A 17,102-nucleotide genomic window follows, 5' to 3' on the forward strand; every position below is an offset into this window, starting at 1 on the left:
CCGCTTTTAAGGACATCAGAGTGTTTTCAGGAACGCCTTGAGCTGCTGCTTGTTTTCATCCGGCAATGCGTCGGCGAACCAGTGCCCACGATCGACCACGAAGTCCGGGCATTTGCTGACCCGCATCAAAGGCGCGGCGGCCTCTGTCCTGAAGGCGTCCCACGCGGGTCCGTCGGCAAGGGAATCCTTACGGATGCGCAGAATGCCGCGAGACAAGCCGAAGACCGCTTGCAGTAGATCGCCCGTCGAAGCCTCAGGGTTTATATTCATAAGGAGACTGACGGGCGTGCCGGTCGGGATCGGACCGATCCGTAGATCGCCCTTTCCACCGCTGACAAACGCGGTCGCTTGCTCGCTCGCAAACAGGCTGATCAGCGCAAGCGCGACGAAGATCGCTCTTGCGATCCAAAGGCGCCGCGTGACAAACCACAGGAGCGCGGCGATTGCGGCCGATACGGCCGGCACGAGCCACAGTATCGGATAGATCGTGTCGATGCGGCTCGCGCGCAGTGCTACCGCCACCAATATGGCAATCAGCGCGAAGACGAAACCCGCATGCCTCGGACGCCCGAAAAACGCCAGAACCAGGGCCACGGCCGCGAGCCCGACCCACACATAGGTCGTCAGGAAAGATATCCAGAAGGGGCCGATCACGCCGCTGATGAGCGGCCGGATGAAGCGGGAGGGAAAGTCGATCCATGTCGGCTGCGTCGTCCGGTAGATGAAGCCGCTGTCTCCATCGGCAAGCGCCATCTTGCCGCGCAGATCGCCAAGGTGGCGAACGCCGCTCGTCTGGCGTTTCGCGCTCCAGAGAACCTTGTCGATGCCATCGTCGAAAGCCTTCAGTCGACCTTTGACGGACGGGTCGCCCGTATATTCGCCCAGCGTGTTGTTGTGCAGGAAGGGAGCGGTCGCCCACAGGCTTATGAGCGAAGCCGGCCGGTAGTATCCGGGTCCTCTCGCGGGAGGGGCGTAGGTGTCATTGTTGCCCCAGCGGTCGACCGGCTTGCCTGAGAACGGGTTGAAGAAGTGGACCTCGCCAACGGCCGCAAGCGATTTATAGGTTTCCGAGGAGAAATTGTCCCAGACCTGGCCGCGCATCGCATTGGTGCCGACGGCGCGAGCCGAATTCGTGCCGACGAGCGTTATCGGCACCCGAATATCGGTCGAGAGATAATTGTCCTTCAAAAAAACATCCTGCTGACCCGCAGGCTCCCCGGCGAGAGTGCCGATTTGCTTGACGTATTCGCCATAGTCCTTGCTCTTGATGAAATCCTGCCAATCGGCGAAATCCATCGGTAGGGTCAGGGTCGCCGAGCTGTCGAAACTGGGTATGTCCTTCTTGGACCAGTCGCGCGAGAACTGCAGCGTGAAACCGGCGGGCTGCTTGCTCGAATGACAGACGGCGCAGTTTTCGACGAACACCTTGCGGCCATTGGCGGCATCATTGTGCTCGGCCTCGATAATCGGCTTGCCGTCGGGCGTATCGGCAAGATGCATCGGGCGAGTGACGCTTTCACCGTCCTGTTTGCTGCGATAGGTGAAGAAGGCGGCGAGATAGGGAATGCGATATTTGTCGGCTACCCGCCAATAGACCGAGTTCTTCAGCGCGGTCGCCACTGCAAAGGGGCGTTGAGCGGTAAAGCCGACGATCGTGTTCTGGACCCGTTTCCATTCCTCGGAATAGGCACCGATGTTCAGATAGACGCGCGATAGGGCGCCGAAGATGCCGACGCTATCGGAGCCGTCCAGGAGGACGCGCGGCGTGTGCCTGGGATTGGCGCCAGGTTGTGGGTCTTCGATCTGCGGAATGAGCAGATTAGCCGCATTCTGATTTTCAGGTGGGTTCTTTTGGGCGCGATCAAGCCGCGCCGGCACGTCGAAGATTGCAGTGATCGTATTGGGGTTGTTGATGTGATCGGTGCTGACGAGCGAGGTATCGATCGTGCCGGGCTGCTGACTGACGAGGAACTGATAGAGAAAACTATTCGGCTTCTTCAGGTTGGCAAAGGTCGACACCGGATTCCAGTATTGATCCCCGACTGTCGTGGACAGGTTGGACCATTGCGGCCTTTCGACATCGGCCGGCGGATTGAGCGGATGTGGGGAGATATGACAGAAGCCACAGGACATGCTGACGCGGAAGGGGCGAACCAGCGTCGGATCGGCATTGACCGAGGTATCCGTATAATACGGATCGCCCGGCGCATCTTCGACGCGTGATTTCCAGTATTGCCGGGCCTTCCGCGCGCTGTTGGTCTTGGCGAAGAAATCCGGATTCGGCATGAACCGCAGGCCGACGATACCGCTCGGATAGCCATATACGTTCGGATCGAGCCCGTCGTCGGGAAGCTCGGCCAATACCTTGCGGTACTGATCGCGATCCCACGGCTCGAAGGCTTCGCATTCCGTTCGTGATACGGGACGCGCCACCAGCGCCTGTGTCTTCGGATCGATATCGGTTCCCGGTTGTTTCAGTTTGACCAGGTCGCCATCGGGCTGGTCGATATAGAGACCGAGGAGCCGCTTGGTTCTGTCGGTTTGCGCCTTCATCCCCGGTTGATTGATGAGGCCGAACTTTGCAAATCTTGCGTCGCGATTTCTCGAATCCGTCAGCACGAGAAAATCGGTGAGCCCGTAGCCGTGCTGCTGTATCCAGTTCCAGAACACGTCATTGCCTTCTCCCCAAAGGATCCAGGTGTTCTTTCCCTTGATCGCGCTGCGTGCATCGGGCGTGATGACGCCATTGGCTTGATAGTCGAACGGACGCAGCTTGCCGTCAGCGCCGGCGACCATATCGACATCGCTGAAGAGATCGCGCTGTTCGGTCGCAAAGCATTCTTCGCCACGCTTGTTCACCGGCGTGCCGGCTTCTGTCGCGCCACCCTGCGGCTCATCGGCAGGCGCCGACGGATCGATGCCGTTCGGCGTTGCATCCCATCCCGGCTGCGATCGCGGCGTGAGGGACGCTGCGGGATAATCGCTCGGTTGCGACTGCGCCGCCTGAAGGGGAACCGCGAGCATGGCTGCGGCCAAGGCGACTGTCCGTAGTGTGCTTGCATAGCGTGTGAAATTGGATATCGCCAGACCGCCCACCATCGATCCCCCGTGTGGAAATTGCCTGCTTTGCGAATTATTGATTGGCAATGATGCCCTTCATCGCCGATTTCACGTCATGCTGAATGTGGTCATGTCATGCTGTACGGCAGGGCCATCCATGATCAGGTCCGGTCGCACGAGGGCAAATCTCTTCATACGATATCCGTCAGCCGCTCAATGCGCCGAGATGAATATCTTGCCCTGGAAAATTGCAATGTATGCGATCATTCTAAAGTATTGATTGTCCCCAGCCGTTTGGCAAGGGGATTCTTATTAAACCCCGATTTGATTTCGTGATTTCGTGGAACAATTTAAGGATGATGTTCCATTCTCGACCGGGCTTTATGATTGGGCGATGGAGGAGTGTGGGCTGTGCCTCGATCATTCCATGAGCCACCGCCGGGTCTTCCATTTCTTGCCGCGCTCTTGAGATCCCATCGGGGTGGATAGCTGCCTGTGTCATAGCAGAGTGAGTGCGGCAGCTCCACCGATCAAAGCGGATTTAGATGGTCTGTTCCGTCAGCTCACGTCGCCGATATGACCTTGACTTCCGTCAGATCGTTGCCGCAAAAGTGTGGCGAGTCCTCAATCAATCGCAGGAATCAACATAAGGCCATTGGCTGGACGATCTCGTCACTCTTACGCCGGACCGGAACAATCTTTTAGTTCGGTGGCGGATAGGCAGGAATTGCGGTTACGTGACATGCCTTCTGGTCAGGCTTCTGACAGCACGATCTGATCTGATCCACAGAGGACTTATAGATCGCATTCCAACTGGTCTGCGTGATGCCGATATCCGGCGGCATTGCATGTGAGCCCGGGAAACGGCGCGCCCAATCATCCGCCCCCTCGGGAAAACGCCCAGTCATCTCGTCCGTCAGCTGTCGGCACGTCTCCGCGATACCGATTCGGTGACAGCCGAGGCACGTATTGTCGGTCGGATTGAGTGCTTGGGTCGGCCAACTGCTGAAACCGATGCGATGAGGCGAAGGAAGATCCACGTGATAATATGGGCCGAAGGGGTTCACGGGCATGTGGTTCCAGACCTGGCCCACAAACGGCGAGAACATGAAGGGGTCGTTGTCGTGACAGGTTCCACAGCCGTTACTGAGCGTGGTCTCCGGTGTGTTCCAAAATTCGTTCGAAGGTTGGGATGTCGGGGACGGTACCTTCTCACCGCTCACAGGCTGGTTGGGTTTTCCTTCCGCCTGGAACCAGCAAGTCGCACCCGTCTTCGGGTTGTGAGCCACAATATCGATTTCATCGAACTCCATTTTGTCCGCCGGCCGGATGATCTTTTGCCGACACATGACGGCGATCTGCATGGTCTTCGTCGATAGGGACAAGATGCGGGAGTTCGGTACGCATTGCCCGTCAGACTCCGCGCCGTTTGGAAGCAAGGCGGGCCGATCGCACGTCATGTTCTTCGTTGCCGGTACGCTCTTCCCATCGACGGTAATCGGCACCGGGACCCCATCGCTGCAGGAGAATTCAGGAATGTCGCCCACCTGCTTGCGGCATTCCGCACCATAAAGTTCCCTGGTCGAACCCGCATCGATCTGATCGGCCCGCGCATGGCCTGCCAGCAACTGCCCGGCTGACACCAGCAATAGAAGGGCTAGACATTGGCGATTGAAAGGGTGGCTAGCCATTGTGCGATCCTTCCTTTGCGAACATCGCTTCGGCTGTCTTGCGGATGGCATCGTAGTAGCGGACATAGCCGGTGCAGCGACAGATATGGGAACCGACGGCCTGTTCGATCGCCGCGTCGAGATCGCTTGGCAGACTGCCCAACTGCCGCAGCCCATCCAGAAAGATTTGGGATGCTATGACAAAGCCAGGAGCGCAGTAGCCGCATTGAAACGAGAACTCCTGCAGAAAGGCTTCCTGGATTGGAAGCAATCCTTCGCTTGGCGTGACGCCTTCGATCGTGGTGATCTCCGTGCCATCGACCATCGCCAGTGCGGTGGAGCAGCTGATGACCGGTGCGGCCGTTTCGTTGGGCGAGCGGATGGAGGCGACTGTGCAGGCACGACAGATTCCGATCCCGCAACAGAATTTGGTTCCGGTTAGACCGAGATCATCGTGAAGGAAGTCGATCAGCCGATCGTCCGCGCGAGCAGAATCCACCTCGTGAGCGATGCCGTTGACTTTGAAGGAAATCGTCATGCTCGCAGTCCCTCCAGGATTTTCGCCGGCGTAATCGGCAGGGATGTGTAGCGACGGCCCAATGCATCGTGCAGAGCATTGGAAATCGCTGGCGCAACGGAGCACATCACTGCCTCGGCAATACCGCGGCCTGCCCCACGGTCACCTGCGCTTTCCGGCAATGTCACCAGCTCCTGCGCACGCTTGCCTGGTTGATAGGCGGTGTTCAACGGCACGTCGCTCCAACGGGGCACATGATAGCGGTTCAGGTTCCAGGTTCCGTCAGCGGGTCCCGCCATGCCGTTCGGCATGTCTTCCATCAAGGCATAGCCGATCGCCATCGCGATCCCCCCTTGGCTTTGTCCGGAAACAAGCTGCGGCACAAGCAATCTGCCGGCGTTGAGGATGGAAAGAACATTTTCGATCTTTACCGAGCCATTGCCCTTGTCCACCGTCAGCCCGATGACGTTTGCGCAGGGTGCCCAGACATAACGCGAGTAGCGTTGGGCTATCGCGGGCGGCGGCTTCGTGTTCGTTCGACCGACAAACGTCGGATCCTTGGCGTTTGGCAAATAGAAGGACAAGCCGTCGAGCTGCAAATGCATGTTGCCGTCCGGCCCTGCAAAGTCAGCCTCGACCCAACTTCCCTGAATGAACGCATGGCCGAGCGCTCCTTTCGGCAGTCCTTTGCTGTAGATCACTTTTGCAAGATCAGCCCACGTTATCGGCTCGGTCCCACCATTGACGAAAACCAACCGCCCATCGGTCCATTTGACATCGTCGAGACTAAGGTCCTGCAGCTCCCAGATTGCTGCAGCTGCCGGCAGAATACTGGCCTGCATCAAGGCAAGCGCCGTCTGTTGTACGGTATGAACCTGATGGAGACCCGTGAGACAGGCGGAAGAGGAGCCAACGCCCTTGGCCGTCCAGCGGGGATTATTCCAATCACTTCCATTGCCGCCAGTGGTCAATCCGGTTTGACCGAACAGCAGATAGCCGCCCATATCAACAGCAGACGCATTCGCGCCGAGAATTGGCCCGATGACCACGCCCAATGTAGTTGCCGAACCATTTCCCATGTCGACGGCATCGGACTGGACCGTCAACTTGCCGTCGGGATCGATCAGGACGGCTGCGACCATTCCGTCGCCGGAAGTTCCGTAAGCCTGCATGGACAGCGCTATACCGGTGCCGTAAGTCAACCCGCGAGCCGCATAATCGGCCTTGATTTTCTTCCGATCTGCCCAGAGGGCATGAGCCTCCGCTTGATCGAGTATTTCTCCGAGACGCAATTCCTGATCGATCGGACCGCCGACGACGGTTCGGCCTCCAGTGTCAGTGATATTAGCGCGCCGCAGCGCGATCGGATCCCAGCCTTTGGATGCCGCGATATCGTCGAGTGCCGTCTCGATCGCGAGAAAGGCCTCCGGTCCACCAAATCCGCGCTGAGACCCGCCGGTAATATCCTGAGTGTGCTTCGACTGTGCGAAAACATTTGCCATCGGCAGTTCATAAGATCCACCTACGCAGAGCGCCGCGAGATTAGCAACGTAAGGGGAGAGGTTGCGCAGTCCTCCTCCGTTGAAATTCATTGTCGCTTCGACCAAGCGCAACTTCATGTCGGGTCCGGCAACCAACTCGCCTTTGATCGCAGCGCCGGGGCGCTTCAAGCCGTAGCGAAACTGTTCGAACCGATCATGGGCGAGCTTAACGGGAGCTCCATCGGAAAATGCGGCGGTTAAAGCCAGCAGTTGGGAAAAGGGCGAGCTGTCCCGGCCGCCAAAACCACCGCCAGGGTAGCAACTGTGGAGTACGACCTCCTTGACGACAATGGGCGAGTCAGCGCCGCTGAACATGGATGCCGCGCTTGAGACATCGCCGTCCGGCGACTGTGTCCCGAGGACCAGAGACAGGCTTTGAGACTTGCTGTCATAATAGGCAAGCCCACTTTCCGGCTCCATAAACATCGGATCCATGGCTTGCGTGTCAACGCTAAACGGCTGGCGGATCAGATCCGGATTCTGTGCCAGATATTGGTTGATCTTGTCGCGATAAGAGGGAACGTTCTGCTGATAGGTTGTCGGATCGGCTGTGGCGTAGCTGAAGGCTTCGCTATTCTCGAAGTATTTTACATAGGTTGTTTGAGGCGACCACGGCGCGCCCATGCCCTGTGAGGAAGCATCATCCAACGCATACACCTGAAAGCTGGCGTCGTTGAATTGCATGTAGCGTTTTGCCGCCCGATAAGTCTCCCGCTTGTCGAACATGAGCAAAGCGACAGCCTGCCCGAGGTAATTCGGAACATTGCCGGGCTTAACAATGATATCGAATTCTACCGACGAGGATCCCTTTGAGGCAAAGGCCTGGGCAGACGCCGCAAGCGGCGTTTTGAACAGTTCCACGAACCCCTTTTCGTGTTGTTCGATCGCGTTCGCCTCGACTTCAAGATCGCGATATCGGGCCAACGGAGCAGCCCGGACTGCCGATTTCAGGTGATTGCCGAGCACGACCCGTTTTGGCTTTGCGTCATCAGGCAGGTAACTCAAATCCACATTCAGGAATTTGTGCTCGGTCGTCAGAGCCGGCAGATAGAGCGCGTACCACTGATCCCCACCCCACCCCATATCCGTGGAACTGAAGTCTCGGGCAAACACCTTCTGGCCAGTCACCTTCGCGCGGCCGTCGATCCGCTCAGTCGCCACGCCGGGGACGGGTGCCTGCACGCTTGTCGAATTGCCTGATGACTGGCTCGCGGATGACTGGTTCGCGTTGGCCCTCATTGGCGGCCCAAGGACGGTAACCGCGATCAAGCCTGCCGCACCTTGCAGGAAACAGCGCCGCTTGATGGATGAACTCGTATGAATGTTTTGGAAAGTCGTATCGTTCATCGCGCACCCCTCGCCAATAAAGTGAAGAGACTTTGAGCAACTCAGTCGATTGGAATGCACGAAGACGAGGTATCGAACCTACATATGCAGGCGACGAAGGCCACTCACATATGTCTCCCTTGGAAGCACTCAAACTGTAGGAATTTGTACCCGGCAGGCGTGCAATCGAACTCGCATCAACACCATAGTTGCACTTATTAGTAAGTCAAGATGAATTGCGACATAAGCTTTCAGACGAAACCGCGCACGTCATGCACATGTGAGTCCGCGCGGTACCCCCAGGACACGGGCTGGCTCAGCGCATTGACCGACGCGCCGATAAGCCGCGCACTCGAGGCTATTCGTGACGAGCCGTTCCGGCGTCGCAGCGTTGCCGAGCTCGCTGGCGTAGCGGGGTGTCGCGATCTAGCTTTGCAGAGTGCCTCTCGGCATAGGCATCACGGCGCGCGACGCCCTGTTCTTATCCGCCTGTTTGGAAGACCACTTTTCCAGTCATCCGACGTACGTTTGATGCAAATGCATTTCGCCACATGCCCGAAGACAAGCAGCAAAACGTTGGGCTTTCATCGTCCGGAAGACGCAATTTGCAATTCGGAATTTACCCTTGCCAAATTATCACCAAGATGCAAATTTATCTATAATTCCATCATGGAGCTTTATCATCGTGAAGAAATTGAATGCATCCCACCCATTTCTCGCCAAAGATGAATATAAACAGCCGCCAATTTCAATATTTGAAGCAAAAACTATCTATAATTTGCCATTCAATGATCTGCTCTTCCAGGCCCAGACCGTGCATCGCGCACATTTCGATCCGAACGCCGTGCAGATGAGCCGGCTTCTGTCGATCAAGACAGGCGGATGCGCAGAGGATTGCGGCTACTGCAGCCAGTCCGCACATTATCCGACCGGCCTGAAAGCCTCGAAGCTTATGGAAGTCGAACGCGTTCTGACAGAGGCGCGCAAGGCCAAGGATGCAGGTGCGACGCGCTATTGCATGGGCGCGGCATGGCGCAGCCCGAAAGACCGCGATATGGACACGCTGGTCGCCATGGTCGAGGGTGTAAAGGCGCTCGGCATGGAAACCTGCATGACGCTCGGCATGCTGACCGAGACACAGGCGGACGCGTTCGCGCAAGCTGGCCTCGACTACTACAACCACAATATCGACACGTCCGAGCGCTTCTATTCCGAAATCATCACCACGCGCAGATTCGAAGACCGGCTCGATACGCTGGAGACCGTGCGCATGGCCGGCATCAAGGTGTGCGCCGGCGGAATCCTCGGCATGGGTGAGACGGTCGATGACCGGATCTCGATGCTGTTGACGCTGGCGAACTTGCCCGTACCCCCGGAAAGCGTGCCGATCAACCAGCTCATCCCCATCCCCGGCTCGAAGCTGGCGGAGGCGGCATCTGTCGATCCGATCGATTTCGTCCGCACGATCGCGCTGGCGCGCATCCTGATGCCGACCTCGCATCTGCGCTTGTCGGCCGGACGCACCGAGATGAGCGACGAGATGCAGGCACTCTGTTTCTTCGCGGGCGCCAACTCCATCTTCGTCGGCGACACGCTGCTGACGGCAGACAATCCCGGTGAGGATCATGATACAACGCTCTTCCGCCGCCTCGGTCTTTCTCCCATGCCGCTGGAGCCGGCGGTGTGACGGCGGTACTTTCGGATTATGCCGCGACGCTTGAGGGCTTGCGGCGCAAAGCGCGGCTGCGCAGCCTTGTGCCGCAGCGTGGTGTAGACTTTACCTCCAACGATTTTCTCGCTCTTGCGGGCGCGCCGCGCATCAAGGCGGCGATCATGGCGGCGATGGAAAGCGGCGTTCCGGCAGGGGCGGGCGGCTCGCGCCTGCTGCGCGGCAACCATCCCGAACATGAGGCGCTGGAGGCGGAAGCCGCTCAATTTTTCGGCGCGGAACGCGTGCTCTATTTCGGTAGCGGCTATGCCGCCAATTCCGCGCTTTTCTCGACCTTGCCACGGCGAGACGATCTGATCGTCTCCGACGCGCTCATCCATGCCAGCGCGCATGAGGGCATTGCAGCCAGCAAGGCAGTGGCCGTCAGCGTCGGCCACAACGACCTGAACGCGTTCGAGGAGGCGATCGGAAACTGGCGCGGGAATGGCGGCAGAGGCCGCCCCTGGATTGCGGTCGAGAGCCTCTATTCCATGGACGGCGATAGAGCGCCGCTTGCCGCCCTCGTCGACATTGCCGACCGTCACGACGGCTTTCTGGTGATTGACGAAGCCCATGCCACCGGCGTTTTCGGCACAGGGGGGAGAGGCTTGGCCGCGGGGTTGGAAGGCCGCGAAAACGTCCTTGCCCTACATACTTGCGGCAAGGCGCTGGGCGTGTCGGGAGCTTTGCTTGCGGCCCCCCGTGTGCTCGCCGATTATCTGGTCAACCGTGCCCGCGCCTTCATCTATTCCACCGCACCTTCTCCTCTTATGGCGGCGGGCGTGCGCGAGGCCTTGCGCATGGTGGATGACGAGCCTGAGCGCCGCGAGGCCCTGGAACGTCTGGTCGCCTTTCTCGGTGACGAATTGAAGAGCCGGTTCGGCCTGGAGCCGAGCGGATCGCAGATCCAGCCGGTTGTCATCGGCAATAATGCCTGTGCGGTCCGAATTGCCGAGGCTCTTCAGGCACAAGGCTTCGATATCCGCGCGATCCGCCCACCGACCGTGCCGGAAGGCACCGCACGCCTACGGCTGTCCATCACACTCAACGTCGATTCAGAACAGATCGCTCGCATGCTGGATTGCCTTGCCGCCGCCATGGAGGAACACAGGAGATGACCGCCCGTTTCGTGGTGTCAGGCACGGATACCGGCATCGGCAAAACCGTATTTGCCGCGGCGCTGGCGGGCGCGCTTAACGCCCGATACTGGAAACCCGTGCAATCCGGATTGGAAGATGAGACAGACGGCGAAGCTGTCGCCCGACTGAGCGGGCTGCCGGCTGAGCATATCCTGCCTGAAGCCTATCGCCTTTCCGCTCCGCTCTCGCCGCATCTTTCGGCACATCTCGATGGCGTGGAAATTGACCCGACCCGGCTTGAACCGCCAGCCTGCGCCGGGCCGCTGGTCATCGAAGGAGCCGGCGGCCTGATGGTTCCGCTTACGAAAAGCATGGTCTTTGCCGATGTCTTCGCACGATGGCGGATTCCCGTCGTTCTCTGTGCCCGAACGTCGCTCGGCACCATCAATCACACGCTGCTGTCCATCGAGGCGCTGCGCCGTCGCGACATTCCCATCTGCGGCGTCGCCTTCATCGGCGCTGAAAATGCCGACACCCAGGCGACCATCGCCGCTATAGGGCGAGTGAAGGTATTGGGGCGGTTGCCCCTGCTGGAAAGCCTGACGAGTGAAACCCTACGCTGCGCCTTCCGCGAAAACTTCGACGCGGCTTCCCTGACGGAGGCACGCGCGTGACGCTCTCACCCGTTTGGCACCCCTTCACACAGCATGCCCTCGAACCGCCGATGAAGCGCATCGTTGCGACCGAAGGCGCATATCTGTTCGACGAGGATGGCAATCGCATCCTCGACGCAATCTCGTCATGGTGGGTAATCACCCATGGCCACCGCCATCCCGGCATCATGGCGGCAATCCGCGGGGCAACGGAGGCCTACGACCAGATCATCTTCGCCGAATTTACCCATGAACCCGCAGAAGTCCTCGCTGAACGCCTGCTCGCCTTTGCGCCCTCCGGACTGAAACACGTCTTCTATTCGGATAGCGGATCGACGGCGGTCGAGGTGGCGATCAAGATGGCGCTCGGCACCTTCCACAATCGCGGTGTCGCTCGTGACCGCATCGTCGTGATGGATCACGGCTATCATGGCGACACGATCGGCGCCATGTCCGTGGGCGCGCGTGGCGTGTTCAACGCGCCCTTCGAGCCGCTGCTCTTCGGCGTCGACCGCCTTCCCTTCCCCGAAACCGGTCGGGAGCAGAAGACACTCGATGTATTCGAAGCCATTTGCCGTTCAGGAAAGGTCGCCGCCATTCTAATCGAACCGCTGGTGCTTGGCGCCGGCGGCATGAAGTTCTACGGCAGCACGGTGCTTTCCGCTCTCAAGGAAATCGCCGGTCGATACGGCTGCCTGTTTATCGCCGATGAGGTGATGACCGGCTGGGGTCGCACCGGAACGCGCTTTGCCTGCGAACAGGCGGGCGTGGTGCCCGATATTCTCTGCACCTCGAAAGGCCTGACCGGGGGCGCCTTGCCGCTGGCGGCAACCCTTTGCACGGCAGAGATTTTCGAGGCCCATCTGTCTCGCGACCGGCGCACGACCTTTTTCCATTCGAGCTCCTATACCGCCAATGCAATGGCCTGCGCGGCGGCCGTCGCCAATCTGCAAATTTGGCAGGACGAACCGGTGGAGAGCCGGATTGCCGAACTTGCAGCGCGGCACACCCAGCATCTCCGGCGCTTCGAGGGCGATGCGAGGTTTGTAAACGTCAGGCAATGCGGGACGATCGCCGCCCTCGATCTTGCCGTGCCCTCCGGCGGCTACCTCGCTGAAGCGGGACCGCGCATGCGCAAGCTGTTTCGCGAACGCGGGCTGCTTGTGCGCCCACTCGGAAATGTCATCTACCTGATGCCACCCTATTGCACGAGCGCCGGGGACATCGCCGCCGCCTATGACGCGATCGACGAAGTTGCCTCACTCGTTCTGGAGGAGACTCCATCTTGACACCCCTCTCCTCCCGTCTCGCCGGTTTCGGTCATGCCGTTCCATCCCGCATCGTCCATAATGCGGAAATCGAAGGCCGGCTCGGCATCGAGGCGGGCTGGATCGAAAGGCGCACCGGCATCCGGTCCCGCCATTGGGCAACCGAGGGGGATACGTTGAGCGGCCTTGCGGCCGAGGCCGGGAAAATGGCCCTTGAGGATGCCGGGATTGCACCAGGCGAGATCGCCATGACATTGCTTGCCACCTCGACGCCGGATCATCTCCTGCCGCCCTCGGCACCGCTTCTGGCGCACAAGCTCGGCTTGCGAAATTCCGGAGCCATCGATCTTGCCGGAGCTTGCTCGGGCTTCCTCTATGCACTGACGCTGGCGGACGGTTTCGTGCGTGCGCATGGCCGATCCGTGCTCGTCGTTGCCGCCAATATTCTCAGCCGCCGCATCAACCCCGCCGAGCGTGCCAGCGCCGTTCTCTTTGCAGACGGCGCAGGCGCGGTCGTGCTTGCACCGTGCGGCGATGGTCAAAGCGGCCTCAAGGCAGCCGTGCTGGCTTCCGATGGGAGTGGCTACGATCTGATTGCCATCCCATCCGGCGGCAGCAATAGACCTTTCTCTCCCGAAACCGCGGCAGAGCAGGTACTGATGACGATGCGAGATGGGCGCGAGGTCTTCTCGCGCGCTGTCGATCTGATGACACGCACCTCGCGTCAGGCGATGGACGAGGCAACCGTAACGGTCTCCGCCATTGACCGCTTCGTTCCGCATCAGGCGAACCTCCGTCTTTGCGACGCGGTTCGCCACAATCTTGAATTGGAGGAAAGCAAGCTTGTCAGCACGATCGCGGAATTTGGCAATTCGTCGGCCGCGACCATTCCGCTGTCTCTTTCCGTCGAAAACCGCCTCAAGCCGTTCAAATCCGGAGAGCGCCTTCTCATGGCCGCAGCCGGTGCGGGGTTGGCGGGCGGGGCTGTCGTCATGACAATCTAAGCTAGTGCGATCGAACAGCTACAATTCTATGAAGAATATGGAGAATCAATGCAGAGGCAGTTAAGCTTAGGGCGTTGAGTCGATGCGCACCCATTCTCAAACCGATGATAATTCAATGAGCGTTGCAAAAGATGATCCTATCGCCGTGCGGATAAGCCGGACACTTGCGGATCGTATTATTTCAGGGGAGATCGACGCCGGCGCCAAGCTTAGGCAGGACCACATTGCCGAGGAGTTTGGCACCAGCCATGTGCCGGTGCGCGAGGCCTTCCGTCGCCTTGAATCCCAGGGACTGGTGATCAGCCAGCCGCGCAAGGGCGTGCGTGTGGCCGGCTTTAGCCTCGAAGAAGTTCGTGAAGTCGCTGAAATGCGTGCCGCCCTCGAGGTGTTGGCGCTCCGCAACGCCGCGCCTCATATGACCACGGCCATTCTAGACCAGGCCGAAGAGGCCACCCACGCCGGCGAGCGCGCGGTTGACGTGCAGGCGTGGGAGGAGGCGAACCGGACATTCCATCGCATCATTCTGTCTCCCTGCAACATGCCCCGCTTGCTGAAAACAATCGATGACCTGCACGCCGTCAGCGCGCGCTTCCTGTTTTCCGGCTGGCGAACCGAATGGGAGGCACCCACCGACCGCGATCATCGCGCGATCCTTGCGGCGTTGCGTGGCGGAAACCTGGAGGTCGCCACAGCTGTCCTTTCGCGCCATGTACAGTGGGTGGGCCAGAAACCCTCGTCACGGCCGGGCTAACGGAACGTTGGTAGAAATCAGGTTGCCGCGAAACTACCCGTCGTGACCCCGCGTAAAGCTAGACGGATGGGCCAGGGATCGCGGCAGAATGCGGCCATTGTCGAGAAATGAACACTGCCAGCCCACGGCCTCGCCAATGAGGCTTCTTTGCTCTTGAAGGGATTGGAACTGTTGCTCCGGTCCAATGAATATCTATAGGTTTCTAAGTATTCGAATTACCAGGAAATATCCAAACGATAGGTCCGATTAGGCCGCATGTTGCGCATAACCACCATTGGCGACGAAAAGTCGGTTTGCGTCATTTGCACGTTGGTTTGGGAGCGTTACCTTTTCAGGCAATAACAATCTCAAAATTTGTTGCGAGAGCAGGAGCGATATCTCCTTGAGAATTGCCCCGCTATTTCTGTTTGAAAGGCAGAACCAATCGTTTCTGCCCGAGCGGGTTAGCTGAGCGTTTCCATATGCCGATCGGCCACCTCAAGCAAAGGATGACTCCTTCAGCCATTTGCAGCGACAGATGCATTCTGGCGTAACGACAGTGACGCGGCCATTGTCTGCGGATCGATACGCACTGAGAAAACTATTTCTACAAATTCCATAGAAATAGACGTTATAGCTTTCACGCGTCACCACCCGATCCGTAGGCTATCCTCATATGTCAATTGGCAATGCCAAAGAGCTGGGGATCGTTATGGGCTTGTTTCGTTCGGCGATGATAGGTGTCGCCGTCGCCTTTGGGGTAGGATTGGCATCGGCCCAGGCGGCCGATCTTTCGGAGATCCGGATCGACTGGGCGACCTATAATCCGGTCGGCCTTCTTCTGAAGAAGGAAGGTCTCCTGGAAAAGGAATTCGCCAAGGATAAGATCGGCATTCGCTGGGTCCAGTCCACCGGCTCGAACAAGGCACTGGAATTTCTGAATGCCGGCTCGATCGATTTCGGCTCGACGGCGGGCGCGGCGGCGCTGATCGCTCGGGTCAACGGCAATCCGGTCAAGTCGATCTACGTTTATTCGCGGCCTGAATGGACGGCTCTGGTCACCCGCGCCGACAGCCCTATTTCCACCGTCCAGGATCTGAAGGGCAAGACGATCGCGGTCACGCGCGGCACCGATCCGCATATCTTTCTCGTCCGCGCACTGGCGGACGCCGGACTGAAACAGTCGGATGTGAAACTGGTTCTGTTGCAGCATGCCGACGGCAAGCTGGCGCTTCTGCGCGGCGATGTCGACGCCTGGGCCGGGCTCGATCCGCTGATGGCGGCGGCGGAAGTGGAAGACAAGGCGAAGCTCTTCTACCGCAAGCCTGAAAACAATACATGGGGCGTGCTCAACACCACCGAGACGTTCGTGACCGAGCATCCCGACATCGTCAAGCGCGTCATCGCTACCTACGAGAAGGCGCGCGCCGATGCGATCGCCAATCCCGCGGCGCTGAAGGCGGCCCTGGTGGACGCGGCCAAGTTGCCGGACGATGTCATCGCCAAGCAGCTGGAGCGCACGGACATCTCCCAACCCACTATCGGCGAGCAGCAGCGCGACACGATTTCCAAAGCAGGCCTTGCGCTGCAAAGCGCCGGCGTCCTGCCTGCCGACATTGATATCCGGAAAGTCACCAACGAGCTGATCGACGATCGTTTTGCGGTTAGCAAAACGCAGTAAGAAAGCACGTATCATCGCCATGACGGACTTGGCCGAGACCGGCATCAAGACGGAAACGGGAACGCCGCGCTCGGTCGCGGCGTCGACCTTTTATGGAGTGGCTGGCAAGGCTGTCGTGGCCATCTTGCTGCCGGCACTCGGACTGCTGTTCTGGGAAATCGCCGTTGCGGCGGGCTGGTTTTCCGGCCGTCTCATGCCGCCGCCATCCAAGGTTGCGGCGACACTTTGGTCGCTCTGGGAATCCGGCGAGTTGCCCAATCATATCGCCATCACCAGCTTGCGGGTCCTGCTCGGGTTTGTCCTCGGCGCCGGCACCGCGACGGTTGCCGGGGCCGTGACCGGATATTTCGGGCTCGCACGACGGCTGGTCGATCCCTCTCTGCAGGCGTTGCGTTCGATCCCGTCGATCGCCTGGGTGCCGCTCTTTATTCTCTGGTTCGGGATTTTCGAGGCTTCGAAAGTGGCTCTGATCGCGGTCGGCGTCTTCTTTCCGGTCTATCTCGGCGTGTCCAGCGCCATCCTGTCGGTCGATCGCAAGATCGTCGAGGTCGGGCGCATCTTCCGCCTGTCCGGCTTCGCGCTGGTGCGACGGGTCATGCTGCCCGCAGTCTTGCCGGCCTATGTGACCGCGTTGCGGTCCGGTCTCGGTCTTGGCTGGATGTTCGTCGTGGCGGCGGAATTCATGGGCGCTTCGGAAGGACTCGGTTATCTTCTTGTGGACGGCCAGCAGCTTGGCAAGCCGGACCAGATCATGGCCGCCATCATCACCTTCGCCGTCATCGGCAAGTTGACGGACAGCCTGCTGCTCGCGGCAACGACCCCTTTCCTGACCTGGCAGGACAGTTATAGGCGCGAGGGATGAGCC

At 59.3% G+C, this 17,102-nt stretch carries 12 protein-coding genes and 1 pseudogene; 9 read left to right on the forward strand and 4 right to left on the reverse strand.

Annotation, left to right across the window (positions count from 1 at the left end; genetic code table 11):
- Positions 1 to 15 precede the first annotated feature (15 nt).
- The 4 genes from CCGE531_RS25110 to CCGE531_RS25125 form a co-directional block, all read right to left on the reverse strand.
- Positions 16 to 3,036: a Yip1 family protein gene (locus tag CCGE531_RS25110; protein WP_162944001.1), complete on the reverse strand. Its 3,021-nt coding sequence runs from the start codon at positions 3,034 to 3,036 to the stop codon at positions 16 to 18.
- Positions 3,037 to 3,761: 725 nt separating this feature from the next.
- A complete protein-coding gene (locus tag CCGE531_RS25115; RefSeq protein WP_120668813.1) occupies positions 3,762 to 4,751 on the reverse strand; it encodes a hypothetical protein in 990 nt (329 codons plus the stop codon).
- Positions 4,744 to 5,268, reverse strand: coding sequence for a (2Fe-2S)-binding protein (locus CCGE531_RS25120; protein WP_120668815.1), 525 nt, complete (start codon positions 5,266 to 5,268; stop codon positions 4,744 to 4,746). The genes CCGE531_RS25115 and CCGE531_RS25120 overlap by 8 nt, the downstream gene beginning before the upstream one ends.
- On the reverse strand, positions 5,265 to 8,135 hold the full coding sequence (locus CCGE531_RS25125) for a molybdopterin cofactor-binding domain-containing protein (protein ID WP_120668817.1): 2,871 nt from the start codon (positions 8,133 to 8,135) through the stop codon (positions 5,265 to 5,267). Before CCGE531_RS25125 ends, CCGE531_RS25120 begins: the two co-directional genes overlap by 4 nt.
- 282 nt (positions 8,136 to 8,417) lie before the next feature.
- On the opposite strand from CCGE531_RS25125, the pseudogene CCGE531_RS34905 reads away from it, so the two are divergent.
- From CCGE531_RS34905 to CCGE531_RS25170, 9 genes and pseudogenes are all read left to right on the forward strand, one after another.
- Positions 8,418 to 8,551 (forward strand): annotated as a pseudogene (locus tag CCGE531_RS34905) (AraC family transcriptional regulator); the annotation flags it as partial.
- Positions 8,552 to 8,859: 308 nt separating this feature from the next.
- Positions 8,860 to 9,801 (forward strand): biotin synthase BioB, encoded by a 942-nt coding sequence (gene bioB, locus CCGE531_RS25135; protein ID WP_245459394.1) that lies wholly within the window; start codon positions 8,860 to 8,862, stop codon positions 9,799 to 9,801.
- The gene (locus CCGE531_RS25140) at positions 9,798 to 10,940 is read left to right on the forward strand and encodes an 8-amino-7-oxononanoate synthase (protein WP_120668819.1); all 1,143 of its coding nucleotides are present in this window, start codon (positions 9,798 to 9,800) and stop codon (positions 10,938 to 10,940) included. Before bioB ends, CCGE531_RS25140 begins: the two co-directional genes overlap by 4 nt.
- Positions 10,937 to 11,575 carry a dethiobiotin synthase gene (gene bioD, locus CCGE531_RS25145; RefSeq protein WP_120668821.1) on the forward strand — a complete coding sequence of 213 codons (639 nt, stop codon included), beginning with the start codon at positions 10,937 to 10,939 and terminating at the stop codon, positions 11,573 to 11,575. The genes CCGE531_RS25140 and bioD overlap by 4 nt, the downstream gene beginning before the upstream one ends.
- Positions 11,572 to 12,843: an adenosylmethionine--8-amino-7-oxononanoate transaminase gene (locus CCGE531_RS25150; RefSeq protein WP_120668823.1), complete on the forward strand. Its 1,272-nt coding sequence runs from the start codon at positions 11,572 to 11,574 to the stop codon at positions 12,841 to 12,843. Before bioD ends, CCGE531_RS25150 begins: the two co-directional genes overlap by 4 nt.
- Positions 12,840 to 13,826, forward strand: a complete 987-nt coding sequence (locus CCGE531_RS25155) for a beta-ketoacyl-ACP synthase III (RefSeq protein WP_120668825.1) — start codon at positions 12,840 to 12,842, stop codon at positions 13,824 to 13,826. The genes CCGE531_RS25150 and CCGE531_RS25155 overlap by 4 nt, the downstream gene beginning before the upstream one ends.
- 115 nt (positions 13,827 to 13,941) lie before the next feature.
- A complete protein-coding gene (locus tag CCGE531_RS25160; RefSeq protein WP_120668827.1) occupies positions 13,942 to 14,577 on the forward strand; it encodes a GntR family transcriptional regulator in 636 nt (211 codons plus the stop codon).
- A gap of 691 nt (positions 14,578 to 15,268) precedes the next feature.
- Positions 15,269 to 16,237 carry an aliphatic sulfonate ABC transporter substrate-binding protein gene (locus CCGE531_RS25165; protein ID WP_120669420.1) on the forward strand — a complete coding sequence of 323 codons (969 nt, stop codon included), beginning with the start codon at positions 15,269 to 15,271 and terminating at the stop codon, positions 16,235 to 16,237.
- A gap of 19 nt (positions 16,238 to 16,256) precedes the next feature.
- Positions 16,257 to 17,099 (forward strand): ABC transporter permease, encoded by an 843-nt coding sequence (locus tag CCGE531_RS25170; RefSeq protein ID WP_120668829.1) that lies wholly within the window; start codon positions 16,257 to 16,259, stop codon positions 17,097 to 17,099.
- Positions 17,100 to 17,102 lie beyond the last annotated feature (3 nt).

Source organism: Rhizobium sp. CCGE531 (assembly GCF_003627795.1).
Taxonomy (GTDB): domain Bacteria; phylum Pseudomonadota; class Alphaproteobacteria; order Rhizobiales; family Rhizobiaceae; genus Rhizobium.